The following is a 17,625-nucleotide window of genomic DNA, read 5'->3' as shown; positions in this document are numbered from 1 at the left end:
TCCATGAAGTGTTTGACTTGCTCGTTGTTGTGACCGAAGTCACGATTGACGAAGCTTGCGCTTCATTCGTTTTTGTATTCCGTAGAATACGATTTTTGCCTCATCGTTCAGTTTTCAAAGTCCAATATGTCATTTGACGACTTTTAAATCTTACAGTAAAGTAATATGTGATGTCAATTACTTTTTTGAAGTTTTTTTCGTCTGTGACGCTCGCGTTTGGCGTGTGCCTCAGCGACATGTATTAATATATCAACTCTTGTTTTTTTCGTCAACTGTTTTTCTAAAAAAACTTTAGAAAAAAGATAGACCCGCTTGAACCGGTAAAACACTACCCGTTCGCGGGTCTTTTTCGTTACGCCTGTTTTTGCGATTGTCCTTGAGAAGCCGGCTTTTCTTGCAAGCGATGCAGCATTAGAATCTGATACGCATTACAGATTAAAAGTGTCGCAAGCGCCGCCCATAACATCCGTTTATCTTGTGTTGCCTGCAAAGCAGGTACCCATTCGATCAACGTGATGACTGTCATGAGGAACAATGTTGGAATGAACGCTGTAAAGTTCGTTTCCCGTGCTTTCGTCCGCGCGACTAAGAATGCAATTAAAAGCAAGACGACCATTTCACCAATATAAAGGCTCGTCTTATCAAAGCCGTATGCTAATCCGCGTAGATAGACACCATCAAATAGTGCAAATGCAATCAAGACGACCTGGACACGGTTCCAAAGCTTTGCGCCGCGGAATAAATCGAGTCCGACGCGGTGTAAGATCAAGTACGAGAAGAATCCCATCAAACTGATGGCTGTCCACGTACTACTGTAGGAGAGAGCCGTCACATATCCGCTAATCGATTGATTTCGGATATATCCAGGTTCCGCTACCAAGTTAAACACGAAGCCGGCGAGCGTTCCGATTAGGAGCGTCATCCAAAACAGCTTCAAAAATCCTTTAATCTTCATTCTTATCCCTCTACTTTTTCGATGACACGCGTGGCGAGTTCATTATAGTACGTCTCAAATGGATGTTCATCGCGATAGATCGATGGGGCGAAGTCCGCATCGTTCGCATATGGTTGTCCAAGTGGAATCTTAGCTAGAATATCGGTTTTTAACGCTTCTGACAACCTCTCTCCGCCACCACTACCGAAGACATATTCTTTTTCGCCTGTCACTTTGCTTTCAAAGTACGCCATGTTCTCGACGATTCCGAGGAGACGATGGTTCGTCTTGATCGCCATTGCTCCTGCTCGTGCTGCAACGAAAGCGGCTGTCGCGTGAGGTGTCGTGACGATGACTTCCTGACAGCTCGGGAGCATCGAATGAATGTCGAGTGCGACATCCCCTGTCCCCGGCGGAAGATCAAGCAACAAGTAATCGAGATCGCCCCATTCGACGTCTGCGAAGAAGTTATTGAGCATCTTCCCGAGCATTGGTCCCCGCCAGATGACTGGTGCATTATCTTCGACGAAGAAGCCCATTGAGATGACTTTGACGCCAAAGCGTTCTGGTGGAACGATTCGGTCGTTCACGACAGTCGGACGTGTTTCGATTCCCATCATGTCTGGAACACTAAAGCCGTAGATATCGGCATCAATCAACCCGACTTTCTTCCCTGCTCGCGCGAGGGCGACTGCTAAGTTAACGGAAACCGTTGATTTCCCAACGCCCCCTTTACCAGAAGCGATCGCGATGAACGTCGTACCAGATTCTGGTTTGAGAATTGATGGTGTCGTAGCTGCTTGAATTCCGTGATCACCGAGTGCCTCAAAACGGAGTCCCACTGTCTTGAATCCTTTTTCTTTCAGTTCCTTGACGATTTGCTGTTGGAGCACGAGTTGCTCCCCAGAACCGGATTGTGCTAAAGCGATTTTCAGACTGACATAATCACCTTTAATCCGGACGTCACGAATGCCGTTCGTATCTGCAAGCGGGCGGTCAATCGTCGGATCGACGAGCGTTCCGACTACCTCGCGAATTTCTTGTTCATTCAACATAGTGCCTTCCCCCTGAAAACGTTCGATTTAATCCTTATTAGTATAACAAAAATAAGAGAGCGCTTGCACATTTCGACACCGGAAAGGATGACTTTTCCATGTCCAGTGTCGGTTTTCATCATTTTACTCGATCATTCGCTCGTTTTAGAACATTCGGTTCCATGTACGAGGACCCACGACACCATCGACATCAAGTCCTTGACGTGTTTGATAGGCACGCACCTTCTGAGCCGTCTCTGCATCAAAGCGCCGAGTCACGGTTGCTTTGACTGCACGTTGGATCCGTTCGATATCCCGCGGATTCATATTGGCTGCACCTTGATACAACGGACGACCTGGATACGGAACGATCGCACGAGAGCGATTCGGCGTTTCTTCAGACACTCTTAGTAATTCAAAGTGTGGATAGTCCTTAAAGCTCGTCCAGTCCCCACCCCAAGAAAAGCCACGTCGTTTCATCGCAGCAACAATCTTTTGAAAGCTTTGGTCGTTTCGAAACAGCGCTTGTGTACCGTCTTTGGAATATTGAAAGAGGTCGACGGCAATGCCGCGGTTATGATTGGATTGTCCCCCACGTGCATTCGTTACGATTGGTCCCGGTAGTGTCCGTCCTTGTGCGTACAACCGATTCTGTTCTGCAATGGATCGGTACCCTTGTGCGACGCCTACATAAATCCCTTGCGCATGCATCTCCCGAATGACCTCTTGCGTCCGTTTGGCGACTTCTTGCGAAAGTCCCGAAGCATTCAACTTCCGATTCGCTCGCTCGAGTAACCAGCTGATCGATAATGCCATCTATGCTCACTCCCTTTGTCTCCTGTTCCCGAAAACAAAATCCGCTATACTTATGGAATGCAGAATGATTTTAACTCATATCAAAAGGAGCATCCTATGAAAAAACGCATCATTTGGACAATTGGCGTCACCTGTCTCTTACATCTTAGCTTCGTCCTGTATCTGACGCTGCAACCGACTGTCGCTACCGAGACGAAGTTACCGGACAATGCAACCGTCTTAAGTGAAGAAACCTCTTTTACGGGACATGTCGGTCAAGCGACGGCACATACACCTACCCAATTCATACAATCTCTCTTTGTTTGGAGCATCCCGCTGACGATCGTCATCCTCTACGTTCTTCTGACGATATTGCACCGATTACGCTCCACTCCGTCGACTTGACTTGAATCGCTGTTCTGACACCTCGTCAGGAGAGCGGTTTTTTAGTGCACAAAAAACCTCCCACCACAAGGGTGAGAGGGATTCGAAAAGAATTAACGTTTCGAGAATTGTGGTGCACGACGAGCTGCTTTAAGACCGTATTTTTTACGCTCTTTCATACGAGCATCACGAGTCAAGAAGCCTTTCGCTTTGAGTGCGCCGCGGAATTCTGGATCCGCTTGAAGAAGAGCACGTGAGATACCGTGACGGATAGCGCCTGCTTGACCAGTGAAGCCGCCGCCTTTGACCGTTACGATTACATCGTACTTGCCTTCTGTTTCTGTGATTACGAGTGGTTCTTTTGCAGTCATGATCAATGTCTCATAACCGAAGTATTCGCTGATATCGCGACCGTTAACTGTGACTTTACCGTCTCCAGCAACGAGGAAAACGCGCGCTGCCGCGTGTTTCCGGCGACCAGTGCCGTAGTAACGTACATCTGCCATCGTGTAGTTCCTCCTAAATTCGTATTAACCGCGAAGTTCGTAAACTTCTGGTTGTTGTGCTTCGTGCTTGTGTGCAGCTCCAGCGTAGACGTGGAGTTTGTTGAACATTTGACGACCGAGGCTACCTTTTGGAAGCATTCCTTTGATCGCGAGTTCAAGCATGCGCTCAGGTTTGTTAGCAAGCATATCGCGTGCAACAGTCTGCTTTAATCCGCCTGGATGACCAGAGTGACGGTAGTAGACTTTTTTGTCGAGTTTGTTACCAGTTAAAACGATTTTCTCAACGTTGATGAGGATAACGTTATCCCCACAGTCAACGTGTGGTGTGAACGTAGGCTTGTGCTTACCACGGAGAAGTGATGAAACTTCGCTCGCAAGGCGACCGAGTGTTTTACCTTCAGCGTCGATAAGGAGCCATTTGCGTTCTACATCAGTAGCTTTCGCCATGAAAGTTGTGCGCATGTAAAATACCTCCTAAGGAATTAAAAGTTCTGTTTTTGATTTTTCATTTATTCACTAGGTGAATCTATCATAATCTTAGGTGTACGGGGCTAAGATTGTGGTTTCATAATAAATGAAATGCCAATAAACATTGTATGTTTTTTAATAGCCAATGTCAATTGCCTTTTTTCACTCCGGATAGAAAACTTCCCATAGATAGAGTCCATGGGGAGGCGCCGTCACGCCTGCGACGTTCCGGTCCTTTGCCAGCAACATTTTTTTAATGTCCTCTGGTGCAAAACGACCGCGTCCGACGTCAAGTAACGTCCCGACCATGATCCGGATTTGATTATAGAGAAACCCACTGCCCTGGAACCGAAAGACGAGTTCGTCACCGACTGTCATCAACTCTGTCTCGTAAATCGTCCGGACCCGGTTATCCGTTTCCGTCTTCGCGACACAGAACGAACTGAAATCGTGCGTGCCGACGAGATGTGCCATCCCTTGACGGATGCGCTCGAGATCGAGCGGATACGGAATATGAACCGATAGATTCCGACGAAACGCATTTTCTTCACGGCGGACGAAATAGCGGTATTCCTTCCCTACGACATCGTAACGCGCTTCAAAGGTCGGTTCGACCTCCTCGCAGCTCCGGACACGAATATCCGCTGGTAAGAGCGTATTCAGTGCCTTGACGACGTTCTCCGGTGGAATCGCTAGTTCCGTATCAAAATGAATGACTTGCCCGTAGGCATGCACCCTCGCATCCGTCCGTCCCGACCCGATGATCTTGACGGGATGTTTGTGCATCCGCGCAAGTGTCGTTTCAATCACTTCTTGAATCGTCAATCCGTTTGGTTGCACCTGATACCCGGCATAGCCGGTTCCGTCATACTGAATCGTACATTTTAAACGACGCATTAACCGATCCCTCGCAATCCTACTAAACTGATCGTTAGGAGGACGAGTAGGATCATCAGACCTGTATCCCGCATCGTCCACTTGGATTCCCGTAGACGTGTCCGTCCCTCTCCTCCACGGTATCCCCGCGCTTCCATTGCTGTCGCAAGATCCTCTGCCCGCTTAAAGGCGGAGATGAACAACGGAATCAATAACGGAATGATCGCCCGTAAACGTTCCTTGATTGGTCCTGCCGATAAATCAACACCACGTGCTTGCTGTGCCTTCATGATTTTCTCCGTCTCCTCCGCTAAGGTTGGTAAGAACCGAAGCGAAATCGATAACATGAGCGCAATCTCATGCGTCGGGACACGAACGACCTTGAACGGCTTTAACAACAACTCAATCGCATCCGTCAGTTCGATCGGTGAGGTCGTCAGCGTGACGAGTGTCGTGATCGAAACGAGATAGAAGAAGCGTAATGAGACGATGATCGCGAGTCGCAGTCCTTCTTCATAGATCCGGAGCCAGCCGAACTCAAAGAGGACAGCCCCTTCGCGTGTGAAGAACAGCTGGATGACGAACGTAAAGACAATCAGGAAAAGAATCGGTCGCAGTCCCTTTAGAACATAACGAAGTGGTAACTGACTACTCATGAGTGCTAAGAACGTAAAGATGAGTAAAAAGATGTTCGTTGCTGCATTGTTTGCAAGAAAGACGAGCGGAATGAAACAAAAGGCAAAGATGATCTTCGCGAGTGCCGACGACCTGTGCAAGTACGACTGACCGGGAATATGTTGTCCGACGATCATTCGCTCACCCCTTTCGTCATCAACCACTCGATCAATTCGGTCTCCGTCCGGATGTCCGGTCGTTGCAGTCCACGCCGATCAGCGACTTGCCAAGCAAGCGATAAGACGTGCGGAAGATCGAGGTGGAATTGCTCGAGCAATGTCTCTTCTTTAAACAGATCAAGCGGTAGTCCGTCAAACGCCACCTGGGCGTTTTCCATGACGATGACACGCTCTGCATACTCAAGCACCTGATCCATGTCGTGCGTGATCAGGAGCAATGTCATACCGGTCTCTGCATGGAGCCGGGCAAACAGACTCAGCATATGCTTGCGCCCTTGCGGATCGAGTCCTGCCGTCGGCTCATCGACGATCAACACGTCTGGTTGACTAGCGAGTACGCCGGCAATTGCAACACGCCTCATTTGCCCACCAGACAGGTCAAACGGCGAACGACTCCAAAAGACTTCATCGAGTCCGACAGTCCGTAATGCCTCTTTCGCTAATTGCTCAGCCGTCGCGGCATCATGACCGAAGTTCATCGGACCGAACATGACATCCTTTAAGACCGTCTCTTCGAACAATTGATATTCCGGATATTGAAAAACAAGCCCGACGCGACGTCTTAATGGCTTGAGGTCCTGTTTTTTCTTCGGTTCGACGATGATGTCATCGACTTGTACCTTCCCCGCTGTCGGCTTGAGCAACCCATTGATGTGCTGCACGAGCGTCGATTTCCCGGATCCGGTGTGCCCTACAAACGCAACAAGCGCCCCTGACGGAATCTCAAGATTCACATCACGTAGCGCGACTCGTTCGAACGGACTATTGAGTTGATACGTATAATTTAATTCCTGGATTAAGATTGGCATAAACGGTTCACCAATTCTCTTTCATCTAGTATCGTCTCCTCGAGTGAGAGACCTTGCGCCCGTAAACGTTCTTGTATCCGAACAACGAATGGAACATCGAGTCCGATGTCTTCTAAGAACGATGCATGACGAAAGACTTCCTGAGGGGATCCTTCTAATACGATTTTCCCGGCATCCATGACGATGACACGACTAGCCCGTAATACTTCGTCTAATTCGTGTGTAATCGCGATGACCGCCATTGGGTGAGTCGCATGGAGTTCCTGAACGGTCGACATGACCTCTTGTCGTGCTAATGGATCAAGCATCGATGTGGCTTCATCGAGCACGAGAACATCAGGGCGCATCGCAAGCGCCGAAGCGATTGCGACACGCTGCTTCTGTCCGCCGGATAGTTGATGGGGTTCCCGATCAACAAAATCCGTAAGGCCAACGCGCGCTAGACTGTCGTCGATACGACGAACCATTTCCTCGCGTGGCACACCCCAGTTTTCTAGAGCAAATGCCACGTCGTCGCGCACGGTCGTGCCAACGAATTGATTATCTGGATTTTGGAAGACGATGCCGATCGCTCGACGCATCTCCCACAGTTGCTCCGGATTCGCACTTGAAAAGCGCTCAGCAACCGTAACGGTCCCTGTCTCCGGTAACAACAATCCATTAAACAATTTCGTCAGCGTTGATTTTCCAGAGCCGTTGTGACCAACGATGGCGACCCATTCACCTGAACGAATCGTCAGAGAGACCTCGTGTAAGGCTGCTTGCTCCTGTTCCGGATACCGATAGGTGACCTGTTCCAGTTCAATCAGCTTGTCCATAATCTCTCCTCCTTCATCAAATCAATACTTTCATTTTGTAGCAAAAGGGCAGAAGCGGGATACGCACTGCCCTTTTATGGCGAATCATTTAATGAGGATTAAACGAGTTCGATGATGACCATTTCTGCGCCGTCACCACGACGTGGTCCCATTTTCATGATGCGTGTGTAACCACCTTGACGCTCAGCAAAACGTGGAGCCACATCAGCGAATAATTTTTGGATCGCGTCTTGTGCTTTGCCCTCTGCGTTTTGACCAGCAGCTTCACGGCGAACGAACGATGCAACTTGACGACGAGCGTGGAGATCACCGCGTTTACCTAAAGTGATGAGTTTCTCTACGACTGGACGAAGTTCCTTCGCTTTTTGTTCTGTAGTTTGGATACGCTCATTGATGATGAGATCAGTCGCAAGGTCACGCAAAAGTGCCTTACGTTGTGAGCTTGTACGGCCTAATTTCGAGTATGCCATGGATGGATTCCCTCCTTCGTGCAATTAATAGTATTAGTCTTCTTTGCGCAAGCCTAGTCCGAGTTCGTCGAGTTTCGCTTGAACTTCCTCGAGTGATTTACGTCCGAGGTTACGGACTTTCATCATCTCGTCTTCGCTCTTGTTCGCGAGTTCTTGAACCGTGTTGATACCAGCGCGTTTCAAACAGTTGTACGAACGAACTGAGAGATCGAGTTCTTCGATCGTCATTTCGAGTACTTTTTCTTTTTGATCTTCTTCCTTTTCGACCATGATTTCAGCATGGAGCGCTTCGTCCGTAAGACCAACAAAGATGTTTAAGTGTTCTGTCATGATTTTCGCACCGAGTGACACTGCTTCTTCAGGGCGGATTGAACCGTCCGTCCAAACATCAAGCGTCAACTTATCGAAGCTCGCATCTTGACCGACACGTGTTTTTTCAACTTGATAATTTACACGTTGAATTGGCGTGTAAATCGAGTCGATTGGGATTACACCGATTGGCATATCGTCCCGTTTGTTATCTTCAGCCTGAACATACCCACGACCACGGCGTGCTGTCAGACGCATATGAAGTGATGCACCTTCTGCAAGCGTTGCGATGTGAAGTTCTGGGTTGAGGATTTCGACGTCGCTGTCATGCGTAATGTTCGCAGCAGTGACAACACCAGCGCCTTGAATATCGATCTCAAGCGTTTTCTCTTCTTCCGAGTACACTTTGAGGGCGAGTTTCTTAAGGTTCAAGATGATTTGGGTAACGTCTTCTACAACGCCATCAATCGTCGAGAACTCATGAAGAACGCCATCGATTTGGACTGCAGTGACTGCAGCACCCGGAAGTGAAGACAATAGGATACGACGCAATGAGTTACCAAGCGTTGTACCGAATCCACGCTCAAGCGGCTCAACTACGAATTTACCAAACGTAGCATTCTCGCTTAACTCGATCGTTTCAATCTTCGGTTTTTCGATTTCGATCATCTGAACCCCTCCTTGAATATCGTCATGTTGGCCATCGCGTTCAATCGCCAACCGCCTTGTGTACGTTTCTACTGCCTTGCTTGGTCAAACGATCAACAAAAGTCTACTCGAATCCCCGCTCTGCAGTACAAGACGGGTTACACGCGACGACGTTTTGGAGGGCGGCAACCGTTGTGTGGTACTGGAGTAACGTCACGGATTGCAGTGACTTCGAGACCGATTGCTTGAAGAGCACGGATAGCTGCTTCACGACCTGCACCAGGACCTTTAACGTTAACTTCTACAGTACGCATACCGTTATCCATTGCTGTTTTAGCAGCTGTTTCAGATGCCATTTGTGCAGCGAAAGGAGTCGATTTACGTGAGCCTTTGAAGCCCATGTTACCTGCAGTTGCCCAAGAGATTGCATTCCCTTGCATATCAGTGATCGTAACGATCGTGTTGTTGAATGTTGAACGGATATGCACGATACCAGATTCAATATTCTTTTTGACTTTACGTTTACTACGAACGTTCTGTTTGCGTTTTGCCATCTTAGTTTACCCTCCCTTACTTCTTCTTGTTCGCTACTGTACGGCGTGGGCCTTTACGAGTACGCGAGTTGTTTTTAGTGTTTTGACCACGAACTGGAAGACCACGACGGTGACGAACACCACGGTAGCAACCGATTTCGATCAAACGTTTGATGTTGAGTGAGATTTCACGACGAAGGTCACCCTCAACTTTGATTTTGTCTAAACCATCACGAAGTTGGTTCAATTGTTCCTCAGTCAAGTCGCGAGTACGAGTATCTTCAGAGATACCAGTTTCTTTCAAGACTTTTTGAGCAGTCGTTTTACCAACACCATAGATGTAAGTGAGTGAGATGACGATGCGTTTCTCACGTGGAATATCTACACCAGCAATACGTGCCATGTGTGCACCTCCTTGTTTAATTACCCTTGTTTTTGTTTATGCTTAGGGTTTTCGCAAATAACCATTACTTTGCCTTTACGGCGGATAACTTTACATTTTTCACAGATCGGTTTAACCGAAGGTCTTACTTTCATTGTGAATACCTCCTCCTGAAAAAATCGGAGTTTTTATTTGAAACGGTATGTGATCCGTCCGCGAGTCAAGTCGTATGGTGACAACTCAACCGTTACTTTATCTCCTGGCAAGATCCGAATGAAGTGCATCCGAATTTTTCCTGAGACGTGCGCGAGGACCGTGTGGCCGTTTTCTAACTCCACCTTAAACATCGCGTTTGGAAGCGGCTCGATAACCGTACCTTCCACTTCGATTACATCTTGTTTCGCCATCAATTATACCCCTTTCTCTATAAAGTTGATTGGGAGCCCAGACGATTTGTAGCGCTAGGGGCTTTCTACAAGAGCCATTGAGAGATCATCGGTCACAAACACGAGTGGATACTGGCTTATAGAAAGGTGACACCAATAACGCGCACAGCTCACTCTGCATCGACCGTTAAGATCTCGTAGCCGTCGTCTGTGATGGCGATGGTGTGCTCAAAGTGGGCGCACATGCTACCGTCCACCGTCACTACCGTCCAATTGTCGGATAGTGTGCGAACATAGCGTTTCCCGACATTGACCATTGGCTCAATTGCCAGTGTCATGCCGGTTTTCAGGCGCGGCCCTTTCCCCGGTGGTCCATAATGTGGAATTTGCGGATCTTCATGCAAATTTTGTCCCACGCCGTGGCCCACATATTCGCGGACTACAGAAAAATTCGCAGCTTCAACATGTGACTGAATCGCATGCGAAATATCTGTCAGGTGCACGCCAGCTTTGGCGCGCTCCAATCCTTTATACAGAGATTCTTCAGTTACGTCAAGTAACCGCTTCGTCTCTTCAGAGATTGTACCTACCGGATATGTCCAGGCTGAATCTCCGTGATACCCATTGTACTCTGCTCCGATGTCAATCGAGATGATGTCACCGTCCTGAAGTACACGATCTCCCGGAATACCATGGACAAGCTCTTCGTTCACGGAAGCACAGATGCTACCCGTGAAACCATTATACCCTTTAAACGATGGTGTTGCCCCTTGACTTCGAATATAGCGTTCAGCGATCGCGTCGAGTTGCCCCGTCGTGATACCTGGGCGAATGTGAGCTTGAAGCTCCTTATGCGTCCGGGCGACGATTTGTCCTGCTTTACGCATGATGTCGATTTCACGCGGCGCTTTCGTGATGATCATTACTGATCACCAAGGAGTGCCTGAACATCGGAATATACATCGTTGATTGGACGATCACCGTCCAAATTACGAAGATACCCTTTTTCTGCGTAAAAGTCAATCAAAGGTTGCGCTTGAGCGACGTTGACTTCCAAGCGACGACGTACTGTCTCCTCTTGGTCATCTTCACGTTGTACAAGTGCTGATCCGTCGATATCACAGATCCCCTCCACTTTTGGTGGGTTGTAGAGAACATGATACGTTGCTCCACAAGTTGGGCAAATCCGGCGACCTGTCAAACGAGGGACAAGTTTCTCCGGGTCTACACCGATGTGGATGACGTGATCAATTTGTTTGCCCAGATCTTCAAGTAATGCTTCAAGAGCATCTGCTTGTTTCACTGTGCGTGGGAAACCGTCAAGGAGAAAACCATTTGCACAGTCTTCTTTGGCGAGACGCTCACGTACGATGCCGATTGTGACTTCGTCCGGAACGAGTTCCCCTTTATCCATGTATGATTTCGCTTCTTGTCCGAGTGGCGTTGAATCTTTGATCGCCGCGCGGAACATGTCGCCTGTCGAGATGTGGGGGATCGCATAGTCTTCGATGATTTTCGCAGCCTGCGTTCCTTTACCAGCACCCGGCAAACCCATCAATACTAGATTCATGTCGGTAGCCTCCACTTCTATAGCTCTATAGACACAACAGAAAGGAAAGGGATGGTCCCCTTCCTCCCGCCTTATCGGATAAAGCCTTTGTAGTGTCGTTTAACCAATTGACTTTCAATCTGTTTCATCGTCTCTAGTCCTACACCGATGACGATCAACAAGCTCGTTCCACCAATCTGCACCGAGTTCGGTAAGCCAGCAAACTTAATAAAGAATGTCGGCGTCACCGCGATGACAGCGAGGAAGAGTGAACCGAAGAATGTCAGACGGTATAGAATCTTCGTGATGTACTGCTCCGTTTGCTTACCAGGACGAATACCAGGAATGTATCCGCCTTGTTTTTGAAGGTTCTCTGCCATTTGTTCCGGGTTAACCTGAACGAATGTGTAGAAGTACGAGAACGCGATGATCAGTGCCACATAGATCGACATACCGATTGGACTCGTATAGTCGAAAATGTCACGGATCTTCGTTGCCGTCTCCGGACTTGCAAAGAAACTCGCAATCGTTGGTGGCGTCACCATGAACGACACCGCGAAGATGACTGGAATAACACCGGCAGCGTTCAATTTGATCGGCAAGTGTGCCGACTGACCGCCAACTGGTGTCCGGTTCACCGTACGCTTAGCGTACTGAATCGGAATCTTACGTGCAGCTTGCTGAACATAGATGACTCCGACGATGACCGCGATGATGATTAAAAGCAAGAGTACGATATAAAGCACGTTTACAAACAAAGCATCCCCTGCATTTTGGAGCTTCGTTTCGTAAATCTGGCGGAATGCATTCGGGAAGCCCGCGACGATCCCAGCGAAGATGATCATTGATATCCCGTTACCAATGCCCTTCTCCGTGATGAGTTCACCGAGGAACATCAAGAATGCTGTTCCCGCTGTCAATACGAGTGCAATCATAACGTATGTCCAGGTGCCGAACTGTTCGTCGACAAGACCTGGGTAGATACGGTTAAATCCAAGCGCGATTCCAAACGCTTGGACTAAGCCGAGTACGATCGTTCCATAGCGCGTTACCGTTGCTAACTTCTTACGGCCCGCCTCTCCTTGTTTTGCCCATTCGGCAAACTTTGGAACAACGTCCATCTGTAAGAGTTGGACAACGATCGAGGCCGTGATATACGGCATGATTCCCATCGCAAAGAGTGAGAAATTCTGCAAAGCATTCCCGCCGAACGAGTTCAAGAAACCAAGAATACCATTCTGGTCAATCTTGAACACTTCCGTGTTTACCATCGGCACCGGGATATGTGCTCCGATCCGGAACACGATAACCAATGCCAAGGTAAAGAGAATGCGCCGACGAATGTCAGCTACGCGCCACATATTGGAGATCGCTTGAAACATTAGATCACCTCAACCGTACCGCCGGCAGCTTCGATTGCTTGCTTCGCAGCGTCGGAGAACTTATGAGCTTTGACTGTTAGTTTCTTTTCGATCTTACCGTTAGAAAGAATTTTCACGCCGTCTTTCATGCCTTTGACTGCACGAGTCTCGACAAGAAGTTCTGGAGTGACTTCAGTTCCTTCTTCAAAACGGTTGAGTGTGTCAAGGTTAATGACCGCGAACTCTTTACGAGTTGGGTTGTTGAAGCCGCGTTTTGGTAAACGACGGTAAAGTGGGTTTTGTCCACCTTCGAAACCTGGACGAACACCACCGCCTGAACGAGCTTTTTGACCTTTGTGACCACGGCCAGAAGTCTTACCGTTACCAGAAGACATACCGCGACCTACACGGTTGCGTTCTGAACGTGAACCAGCAGCTGGTTTCAATTCATGGAGTTTCATAGTGGGGCACCTCCTCATAAAATTATATCGAACTATTACTCTTGAATTTCTTTTACTGTCACTAAGTGTGACACGTGGTTAATCATCCCACGCATAGCAGCGTTGTCAGGTACGACAACAGTCTGGTGCATCTTACGGAGACCAAGCGTACGAGTAGTAACGCGTTGGTTCTCCGGACGACCGATCATGCTGCGTGTGAGGGTAACTGCGAGTTTCGCCATCTGTTTTCCCTCCCTTTCTTAACCGCGAAGTTCTTCGACGGTTTTACCGCGGAGTTTCGCAACTTCTTCAGCACGTTTGAGTGATGTGAGACCTTCGACAGTCGCACGAACCATGTTGATTGGAGTGCTTGATCCAAGTGATTTTGAAAGAATGTCGTTGATTCCCGCTAATTCGAGAACCGCACGAACTGGACCACCAGCGATGACTCCAGTACCTTCAGAAGCAGGCTTCAAGAAGACGTGACCTGCACCGAATACACCGTTGACTTCGTGTGGAATTGTTGTGTTAACGATTGGAACGTTAACCATGTTTTTCTTAGCATCTTCGATTGCTTTACGGATCGCTTCAGGCACTTCCTGAGCTTTACCCGTACCGAAACCTACGTGACCATTCTTGTCACCAACGACGACGAGGGCAGCAAAACGGAAGCGACGGCCACCTTTTACTACTTTCGCGACGCGGTTTACGGTAACAACGCGTTCTTCGAGTTGATCCATGTTAATTTCTAACTGGCGCATGTAGAGGTTCCCTCCTTTTCTATTAGAATTTGAGACCAGCTTCACGAGCTGCTTCAGCTACAGCTTTGATACGTCCATGATAGAGATATCCTCCACGGTCGAAAACGACTGTTTCGATACCTTTTTCAAGAGCGCGCTCAGCTGCGAGCTTACCAACTGCTGCCGCAGCGTCAGTCGTGTTGCCTTTTTCAAGGTCGAGTGATGATGCAGATGCGAGTGTTGCATGTGTTGCATCGTCAATGACTTGTACGTAAATGTTCTTGTTCGAACGGAATACGTTCATACGTGGACGTGTTGCAGTCCCGATGATTGTACGACGGACACGACCATGACGTTTTTTACGCGTAGCGTTTTTATCTGCCTTTGAGATCATTTATGCCACTCCTTTCCGGTCAATTCGCATTCGCGAATTACTTACCTGTTTTACCTTCTTTACGACGAACGACTTCATCACTGTAACGAATACCTTTACCTTTGTACGGCTCAGGTTGACGGTACGAACGGATCAATGCAGCGACGTGACCAACACGTTCTTTGCTGATTCCGCGAACGATGAGTTGCGTATTCGTAGGAACTTCGACTTCGATGCCTTGTTCCGGAGTGTACTCGATTGGGTGTGAGTAACCGAGGTTGAGTACGATTTTGTTACCTTGCTTTTGTGCACGGTAACCAACACCTTGGATATCGAGTGTCTTAGCGAAACCGTTGCTTACACCTTCGACCATGTTCGCGATAAGCGCACGAGTCGTTCCGTGGATCGTACGGTTTGCTTTCTCGTCGTTCGGACGAGTGACAGTCAATTCATTACCTTCTACGTTAATCGCCATAGCTGGGCTGAACTCGCGTGAGAGTTCCCCTTTAGGACCTTTTACCGTAACCGTGTTGTTTTCAACTGTTACTGTAACGCCTGCTGGGATGACGACTGGCTTTTTACCAATACGTGACATTTAAGACACCTCCGTTCTTTTTATGCGTGTATTACCAGATGTATGCGATCACTTCGCCGCCGACTTTTTGTTGGCGAGCTTCTTTGTCAGTCATTACACCTTTAGATGTTGAAACGATAGCGATTCCGAGACCACCGAGTACTTTCGGGATTTCATCAGCTTTCGCGTAAACGCGAAGACCTGGTTTCGAGATACGTTTGAGTCCAGTGATGACGCGCTCGTTGCTTGCGCCGTATTTAAGGAATACGCGGAGCGTACCTTGTTTGCTGTCCTCGAGATATTCAACATCGCGGATGAAACCTTCACGTTTGAGGATTTCAGCGACTTCACGTTTGATTGTAGAAGCTGGCATTTCCAACTTCTCATGGCGAACCATGTTTGCATTACGAATGCGTGTAAGCATATCTGCAATCGGATCTGTCATAACCATGCGATGTACCTCCTTTCACAACTTTAATGAATTACCAGCTTGCTTTTTTAACACCAGGGATTTGACCTTTATGAGCAAGATCACGGAACTTAATACGGCTGATACCGAATTTACCAATGTAACCGTGTGGACGGCCAGTGATACTACAACGGTTGTGTAAACGAACCGCTGAAGAGTTACGTGGGAGTTTGCTCAAGCCGATGTAGTCGCCTTGTGCTTTCAATTCTGCGCGTTTTTCAGCGTAGCGCTCAACGAGTGCTTGACGTTTTACTTCACGTGCGATCATTGATTTCTTAGCCATGTTGTCGACCTCCCTTATTTTTGGAATGGCATGCCGAGTGCAGTGAGAAGCTCACGTGACTCTTCATCCGTGTTAGCAGTAGTTACGATAACGATGTCCATACCACGGACTTTCGATACGCGATCGTAGTCGATCTCTGGGAAGATCAATTGTTCCTTCACGCCTAGCGTGTAGTTACCACGGCCATCGAAAGATTTTTTCGATACGCCACGGAAGTCACGTACACGTGGAAGTGACACGTTGATCAACTTGTCGAGGAATTCGTACATGCGCTCGCCACGAAGTGTAACCTTCGCACCGATTGGCATACCTTCACGAAGTTTGAAACCAGCGATTGATTTCTTAGCTTTCGTGATGAGTGGTTTCTGACCAGTGAGGAGCTGAAGCTCTTCAACTGCCATGTCAAGTGCCTTAGAGTTCGTAACAGCGTCACCAACACCCATGTTGATTACGATTTTATCGACTTTCGGCGCTTGCATTACAGAACTGTAATTGAATTTCTCCATCATTACTTTGACGATTTCGTCTTGGTATTTAGCTTTTAAACGGTTCATCAGAAAGTGGACCTCCTTTCTTTAAATCTTCTTATTTATCTAAAGCTTCGCCCGATTTTTTAGCGATACGTACTTTCTTGCCGTCAACCACAGTGAAACCAACGCGTGTTGGGTTACCTGTCTTAGGGTCGATGAGCATAACGTTCGATACGTGAATCGGTGCTTCTTTCTCGACAATTCCGCCTTGCGGGTTGAGTTGAGAAGGTTTTGAGTGTTTTTTGATCATGTTAACGCCTTCGACGATTACGCGATCTTTTTTAGGCATAGCTGTAAGGACAACGCCTTGTTTGCCTTTGTCTTTACCAGTCATAACCTGAACTTTATCACCTTTTTTGACATGCATCGTTAGAGCACCTCCTTGTAGGAATTCTTTGGAATTAAAGTACTTCCGGTGCCAACGAGACGATCTTCATGAAGTCTTTTTCACGAAGTTCGCGTGCGACTGGTCCGAAGATACGTGTGCCACGTGGGCTTTTGTCATCTTTGATGATGACTGCTGCGTTTTCGTCAAAACGGATGTACGAACCGTCTTTACGACGAACGCCACGTTTAGTACGAACGACTACTGCGCGTACAACTTCACCTTTTTTGACAACGCCACCTGGTGTTGCTTGTTTTACTGTACAAACAATAACGTCACCGATGTTAGCAGTTTTACGACCAGAACCACCGAGGACTTTGATCGTCAAGACTTCACGAGCTCCTGAGTTGTCTGCTACTTTTAAGCGAGATTCTTGTTGAATCATACGATTGTACCTCCCTCCGGATGTTTATTCACCCGAACTAATTAGAGTTTAGATGATTACTGCTTCTTCAATGACTTCTACGAGACGGAAACGTTTGTCCTTAGATAATGGACGTGTTTCTTGAATGCGTACAACATCACCGATTTTAGCTGTGTTGTTTTCATCATGCGCTTTGTACTTTTTAGAGTAGTTTACGCGTTTGCCGTAAAGCTTGTGCTTTACTTTTGTTTCAACTGTAACTACGATCGTTTTGTCCATTTTGTCAGAAACGACGCGTCCAGTTAACACTTTGCGGTTGTTAGTGCGTTCCATTGAGTGTTCCTCCTCTCA

At 47.8% G+C, this 17,625-nt stretch carries 30 protein-coding genes; 1 reads left to right on the top strand and 29 read right to left on the bottom strand.

Annotated features, from left to right (window positions below; all coding sequences use genetic code 11):
* Window positions 1-352: 352 nt before the first annotated feature.
* The 3 genes from AC3B4V_RS15755 to AC3B4V_RS15745 all read right to left on the bottom strand — a co-directional run bounded on the left by AC3B4V_RS15755 (window position 353) and on the right by AC3B4V_RS15745 (window position 2,784).
* Window positions 353-955 (bottom strand): KinB-signaling pathway activation protein, encoded by a 603-nt coding sequence (locus AC3B4V_RS15755; RefSeq protein WP_058266102.1) that lies wholly within the window; start codon window positions 953-955, stop codon window positions 353-355.
* 2 nt (window positions 956-957) lie between these two features.
* Entirely contained in the window at window positions 958-1,989 is a 1,032-nt protein-coding gene (locus AC3B4V_RS15750; RefSeq protein ID WP_023466657.1) for an Mrp/NBP35 family ATP-binding protein, read from the bottom strand.
* A gap of 144 nt (window positions 1,990-2,133) precedes the next feature.
* On the bottom strand, window positions 2,134-2,784 hold the full coding sequence (locus AC3B4V_RS15745) for a M15 family metallopeptidase (protein ID WP_488378840.1): 651 nt from the start codon (window positions 2,782-2,784) through the stop codon (window positions 2,134-2,136).
* 96 nt (window positions 2,785-2,880) lie between these two features.
* On the opposite strand from AC3B4V_RS15745, the gene AC3B4V_RS15740 reads away from it, so the two are divergent.
* Window positions 2,881-3,168 (top strand): hypothetical protein, encoded by a 288-nt coding sequence (locus AC3B4V_RS15740; protein WP_488378839.1) that lies wholly within the window; start codon window positions 2,881-2,883, stop codon window positions 3,166-3,168.
* A 92-nt stretch (window positions 3,169-3,260) separates the two neighbouring features.
* Here the strand turns inward: AC3B4V_RS15740 and rpsI are convergent, their stop codons facing one another.
* From rpsI to rpsQ, 26 genes are all read right to left on the bottom strand, one after another.
* A complete protein-coding gene (gene rpsI, locus AC3B4V_RS15735) occupies window positions 3,261-3,653 on the bottom strand; it encodes a 30S ribosomal protein S9 (RefSeq protein WP_023466655.1) in 393 nt (130 codons plus the stop codon).
* Between the two features lie 24 nt (window positions 3,654-3,677).
* Complete coding sequence (gene rplM, locus AC3B4V_RS15730) at window positions 3,678-4,115, bottom strand: 50S ribosomal protein L13 (RefSeq protein WP_023466654.1); 438 nt, start codon at window positions 4,113-4,115, stop codon at window positions 3,678-3,680.
* Between the two features lie 168 nt (window positions 4,116-4,283).
* Window positions 4,284-5,018 (bottom strand): tRNA pseudouridine(38-40) synthase TruA, encoded by a 735-nt coding sequence (gene truA, locus AC3B4V_RS15725; protein ID WP_488378838.1) that lies wholly within the window; start codon window positions 5,016-5,018, stop codon window positions 4,284-4,286.
* Window positions 5,018-5,809 carry an energy-coupling factor transporter transmembrane component T family protein gene (locus tag AC3B4V_RS15720; protein WP_223041111.1) on the bottom strand — a complete coding sequence of 264 codons (792 nt, stop codon included), beginning with the start codon at window positions 5,807-5,809 and terminating at the stop codon, window positions 5,018-5,020. The genes truA and AC3B4V_RS15720 overlap by 1 nt, the downstream gene beginning before the upstream one ends.
* On the bottom strand, window positions 5,806-6,660 hold the full coding sequence (locus tag AC3B4V_RS15715) for an energy-coupling factor transporter ATPase (RefSeq protein ID WP_055966768.1): 855 nt from the start codon (window positions 6,658-6,660) through the stop codon (window positions 5,806-5,808). Before AC3B4V_RS15715 ends, AC3B4V_RS15720 begins: the two co-directional genes overlap by 4 nt.
* A complete protein-coding gene (locus AC3B4V_RS15710; protein ID WP_488378837.1) occupies window positions 6,648-7,478 on the bottom strand; it encodes an energy-coupling factor ABC transporter ATP-binding protein in 831 nt (276 codons plus the stop codon). The genes AC3B4V_RS15715 and AC3B4V_RS15710 overlap by 13 nt, the downstream gene beginning before the upstream one ends.
* Before the next feature lie 98 nt (window positions 7,479-7,576).
* A complete protein-coding gene (rplQ, locus tag AC3B4V_RS15705) occupies window positions 7,577-7,948 on the bottom strand; it encodes a 50S ribosomal protein L17 (protein ID WP_023466649.1) in 372 nt (123 codons plus the stop codon).
* 33 nt (window positions 7,949-7,981) lie between these two features.
* Window positions 7,982-8,926, bottom strand: coding sequence for a DNA-directed RNA polymerase subunit alpha (locus AC3B4V_RS15700; protein WP_023466648.1), 945 nt, complete (start codon window positions 8,924-8,926; stop codon window positions 7,982-7,984).
* 137 nt (window positions 8,927-9,063) lie between these two features.
* Window positions 9,064-9,459 carry a 30S ribosomal protein S11 gene (gene rpsK, locus AC3B4V_RS15695; RefSeq protein ID WP_023466647.1) on the bottom strand — a complete coding sequence of 132 codons (396 nt, stop codon included), beginning with the start codon at window positions 9,457-9,459 and terminating at the stop codon, window positions 9,064-9,066.
* Between the two features lie 16 nt (window positions 9,460-9,475).
* Window positions 9,476-9,841 (bottom strand): 30S ribosomal protein S13, encoded by a 366-nt coding sequence (gene rpsM, locus AC3B4V_RS15690; protein ID WP_023466646.1) that lies wholly within the window; start codon window positions 9,839-9,841, stop codon window positions 9,476-9,478.
* Between the two features lie 20 nt (window positions 9,842-9,861).
* Entirely contained in the window at window positions 9,862-9,975 is a 114-nt protein-coding gene (rpmJ, locus tag AC3B4V_RS15685) for a 50S ribosomal protein L36 (protein ID WP_003156543.1), read from the bottom strand.
* A 33-nt stretch (window positions 9,976-10,008) separates the two neighbouring features.
* Complete coding sequence (gene infA, locus AC3B4V_RS15680; protein WP_012369032.1) at window positions 10,009-10,227, bottom strand: translation initiation factor IF-1; 219 nt, start codon at window positions 10,225-10,227, stop codon at window positions 10,009-10,011.
* Between the two features lie 149 nt (window positions 10,228-10,376).
* Window positions 10,377-11,129, bottom strand: coding sequence for a type I methionyl aminopeptidase (gene map, locus AC3B4V_RS15675; protein WP_023466644.1), 753 nt, complete (start codon window positions 11,127-11,129; stop codon window positions 10,377-10,379).
* Window positions 11,129-11,776, bottom strand: coding sequence for an adenylate kinase (locus AC3B4V_RS15670; RefSeq protein WP_023466643.1), 648 nt, complete (start codon window positions 11,774-11,776; stop codon window positions 11,129-11,131). The genes map and AC3B4V_RS15670 overlap by 1 nt, the downstream gene beginning before the upstream one ends.
* Window positions 11,777-11,847: 71 nt before the next feature.
* Complete coding sequence (secY, locus tag AC3B4V_RS15665; RefSeq protein WP_058705172.1) at window positions 11,848-13,137, bottom strand: preprotein translocase subunit SecY; 1,290 nt, start codon at window positions 13,135-13,137, stop codon at window positions 11,848-11,850.
* Entirely contained in the window at window positions 13,137-13,577 is a 441-nt protein-coding gene (gene rplO, locus AC3B4V_RS15660; protein ID WP_035399353.1) for a 50S ribosomal protein L15, read from the bottom strand. The genes secY and rplO overlap by 1 nt, the downstream gene beginning before the upstream one ends.
* Before the next feature lie 35 nt (window positions 13,578-13,612).
* Entirely contained in the window at window positions 13,613-13,798 is a 186-nt protein-coding gene (rpmD, locus tag AC3B4V_RS15655) for a 50S ribosomal protein L30 (protein WP_023466640.1), read from the bottom strand.
* A gap of 18 nt (window positions 13,799-13,816) precedes the next feature.
* Window positions 13,817-14,317 (bottom strand): 30S ribosomal protein S5, encoded by a 501-nt coding sequence (gene rpsE, locus AC3B4V_RS15650; RefSeq protein WP_023466639.1) that lies wholly within the window; start codon window positions 14,315-14,317, stop codon window positions 13,817-13,819.
* 22 nt (window positions 14,318-14,339) lie between these two features.
* Window positions 14,340-14,690 carry a 50S ribosomal protein L18 gene (gene rplR, locus AC3B4V_RS15645; RefSeq protein WP_023466638.1) on the bottom strand — a complete coding sequence of 117 codons (351 nt, stop codon included), beginning with the start codon at window positions 14,688-14,690 and terminating at the stop codon, window positions 14,340-14,342.
* 37 nt (window positions 14,691-14,727) lie between these two features.
* Window positions 14,728-15,264: a 50S ribosomal protein L6 gene (gene rplF, locus AC3B4V_RS15640; protein ID WP_058705173.1), complete on the bottom strand. Its 537-nt coding sequence runs from the start codon at window positions 15,262-15,264 to the stop codon at window positions 14,728-14,730.
* Window positions 15,265-15,295: 31 nt separating this feature from the next.
* Window positions 15,296-15,694 (bottom strand): 30S ribosomal protein S8, encoded by a 399-nt coding sequence (rpsH, locus tag AC3B4V_RS15635; protein ID WP_012369023.1) that lies wholly within the window; start codon window positions 15,692-15,694, stop codon window positions 15,296-15,298.
* Window positions 15,695-15,725: 31 nt separating this feature from the next.
* Window positions 15,726-15,995, bottom strand: a complete 270-nt coding sequence (gene rpsN, locus AC3B4V_RS15630; protein ID WP_023466636.1) for a 30S ribosomal protein S14 — start codon at window positions 15,993-15,995, stop codon at window positions 15,726-15,728.
* A gap of 14 nt (window positions 15,996-16,009) precedes the next feature.
* Window positions 16,010-16,549 (bottom strand): 50S ribosomal protein L5, encoded by a 540-nt coding sequence (gene rplE, locus AC3B4V_RS15625; protein ID WP_023466635.1) that lies wholly within the window; start codon window positions 16,547-16,549, stop codon window positions 16,010-16,012.
* 31 nt (window positions 16,550-16,580) lie between these two features.
* Window positions 16,581-16,892, bottom strand: coding sequence for a 50S ribosomal protein L24 (gene rplX, locus AC3B4V_RS15620; RefSeq protein ID WP_012369020.1), 312 nt, complete (start codon window positions 16,890-16,892; stop codon window positions 16,581-16,583).
* A 34-nt stretch (window positions 16,893-16,926) separates the two neighbouring features.
* Window positions 16,927-17,295, bottom strand: a complete 369-nt coding sequence (gene rplN / locus AC3B4V_RS15615) for a 50S ribosomal protein L14 (RefSeq protein WP_012369019.1) — start codon at window positions 17,293-17,295, stop codon at window positions 16,927-16,929.
* 48 nt (window positions 17,296-17,343) lie between these two features.
* Window positions 17,344-17,607 carry a 30S ribosomal protein S17 gene (rpsQ, locus tag AC3B4V_RS15610; RefSeq protein WP_023466634.1) on the bottom strand — a complete coding sequence of 88 codons (264 nt, stop codon included), beginning with the start codon at window positions 17,605-17,607 and terminating at the stop codon, window positions 17,344-17,346.
* Window positions 17,608-17,625: the final 18 nt, after the last annotated feature.

This window comes from Exiguobacterium sp. E17S, from assembly GCF_057772545.1.
Note: the sequence above shows the minus strand (reverse complement) of the source record. Positions and strands in the feature narration are given on the sequence as shown.

Coding starts and splice junctions, on each gene's coding strand:
- AC3B4V_RS15710 (WP_488378837.1), bottom strand. CDS start 7,478: ATGGACAAGCTGATTGAACTGGAACAGGTCACCTATCGGTATCCGGAA.
- rpsE (WP_023466639.1), bottom strand. CDS start 14,317: ATGCGCCAGTTAGAAATTAACATGGATCAACTCGAAGAACGCGTTGTT.
- rplF (WP_058705173.1), bottom strand. CDS start 15,264: ATGTCACGTATTGGTAAAAAGCCAGTCGTCATCCCAGCAGGCGTTACA.
- infA (WP_012369032.1), bottom strand. CDS start 10,227: ATGGCGAAACAAGATGTAATCGAAGTGGAAGGTACGGTTATCGAGCCG.
- AC3B4V_RS15745 (WP_488378840.1), bottom strand. CDS start 2,784: ATGGCATTATCGATCAGCTGGTTACTCGAGCGAGCGAATCGGAAGTTG.
- truA (WP_488378838.1), bottom strand. CDS start 5,018: ATGCGTCGTTTAAAATGTACGATTCAGTATGACGGAACCGGCTATGCC.
- rpsK (WP_023466647.1), bottom strand. CDS start 9,459: ATGGCAAAACGCAAACAGAACGTTCGTAGTAAACGTAAAGTCAAAAAG.
- AC3B4V_RS15670 (WP_023466643.1), bottom strand. CDS start 11,776: ATGAATCTAGTATTGATGGGTTTGCCGGGTGCTGGTAAAGGAACGCAG.
- rplM (WP_023466654.1), bottom strand. CDS start 4,115: ATGCGCACAACTTTCATGGCGAAAGCTACTGATGTAGAACGCAAATGG.
- AC3B4V_RS15755 (WP_058266102.1), bottom strand. CDS start 955: ATGAAGATTAAAGGATTTTTGAAGCTGTTTTGGATGACGCTCCTAATC.
- rpsN (WP_023466636.1), bottom strand. CDS start 15,995: ATGGCTAAGAAATCAATGATCGCACGTGAAGTAAAACGTCAAGCACTC.
- rplO (WP_035399353.1), bottom strand. CDS start 13,577: ATGAAACTCCATGAATTGAAACCAGCTGCTGGTTCACGTTCAGAACGC.
- rpmD (WP_023466640.1), bottom strand. CDS start 13,798: ATGGCGAAACTCGCAGTTACCCTCACACGCAGCATGATCGGTCGTCCG.
- rpsI (WP_023466655.1), bottom strand. CDS start 3,653: ATGGCAGATGTACGTTACTACGGCACTGGTCGCCGGAAACACGCGGCA.
- rpmJ (WP_003156543.1), bottom strand. CDS start 9,975: ATGAAAGTAAGACCTTCGGTTAAACCGATCTGTGAAAAATGTAAAGTT.
- rpsQ (WP_023466634.1), bottom strand. CDS start 17,607: ATGGAACGCACTAACAACCGCAAAGTGTTAACTGGACGCGTCGTTTCT.
- rpsH (WP_012369023.1), bottom strand. CDS start 15,694: ATGGTTATGACAGATCCGATTGCAGATATGCTTACACGCATTCGTAAT.
- rplN (WP_012369019.1), bottom strand. CDS start 17,295: ATGATTCAACAAGAATCTCGCTTAAAAGTAGCAGACAACTCAGGAGCT.
- rplX (WP_012369020.1), bottom strand. CDS start 16,892: ATGCATGTCAAAAAAGGTGATAAAGTTCAGGTTATGACTGGTAAAGAC.
- AC3B4V_RS15700 (WP_023466648.1), bottom strand. CDS start 8,926: ATGATCGAAATCGAAAAACCGAAGATTGAAACGATCGAGTTAAGCGAG.
- AC3B4V_RS15740 (WP_488378839.1), top strand. CDS start 2,881: ATGAAAAAACGCATCATTTGGACAATTGGCGTCACCTGTCTCTTACAT.
- rplR (WP_023466638.1), bottom strand. CDS start 14,690: ATGATCTCAAAGGCAGATAAAAACGCTACGCGTAAAAAACGTCATGGT.
- AC3B4V_RS15715 (WP_055966768.1), bottom strand. CDS start 6,660: ATGCCAATCTTAATCCAGGAATTAAATTATACGTATCAACTCAATAGT.
- AC3B4V_RS15720 (WP_223041111.1), bottom strand. CDS start 5,809: ATGATCGTCGGACAACATATTCCCGGTCAGTCGTACTTGCACAGGTCG.
- rplQ (WP_023466649.1), bottom strand. CDS start 7,948: ATGGCATACTCGAAATTAGGCCGTACAAGCTCACAACGTAAGGCACTT.
- rpsM (WP_023466646.1), bottom strand. CDS start 9,841: ATGGCACGTATTGCTGGTGTAGATATTCCACGTGAGAAACGCATCGTC.
- secY (WP_058705172.1), bottom strand. CDS start 13,137: ATGTTTCAAGCGATCTCCAATATGTGGCGCGTAGCTGACATTCGTCGG.
- map (WP_023466644.1), bottom strand. CDS start 11,129: ATGATCATCACGAAAGCGCCGCGTGAAATCGACATCATGCGTAAAGCA.
- rplE (WP_023466635.1), bottom strand. CDS start 16,549: ATGAACCGTTTAAAAGCTAAATACCAAGACGAAATCGTCAAAGTAATG.
- AC3B4V_RS15750 (WP_023466657.1), bottom strand. CDS start 1,989: ATGTTGAATGAACAAGAAATTCGCGAGGTAGTCGGAACGCTCGTCGAT.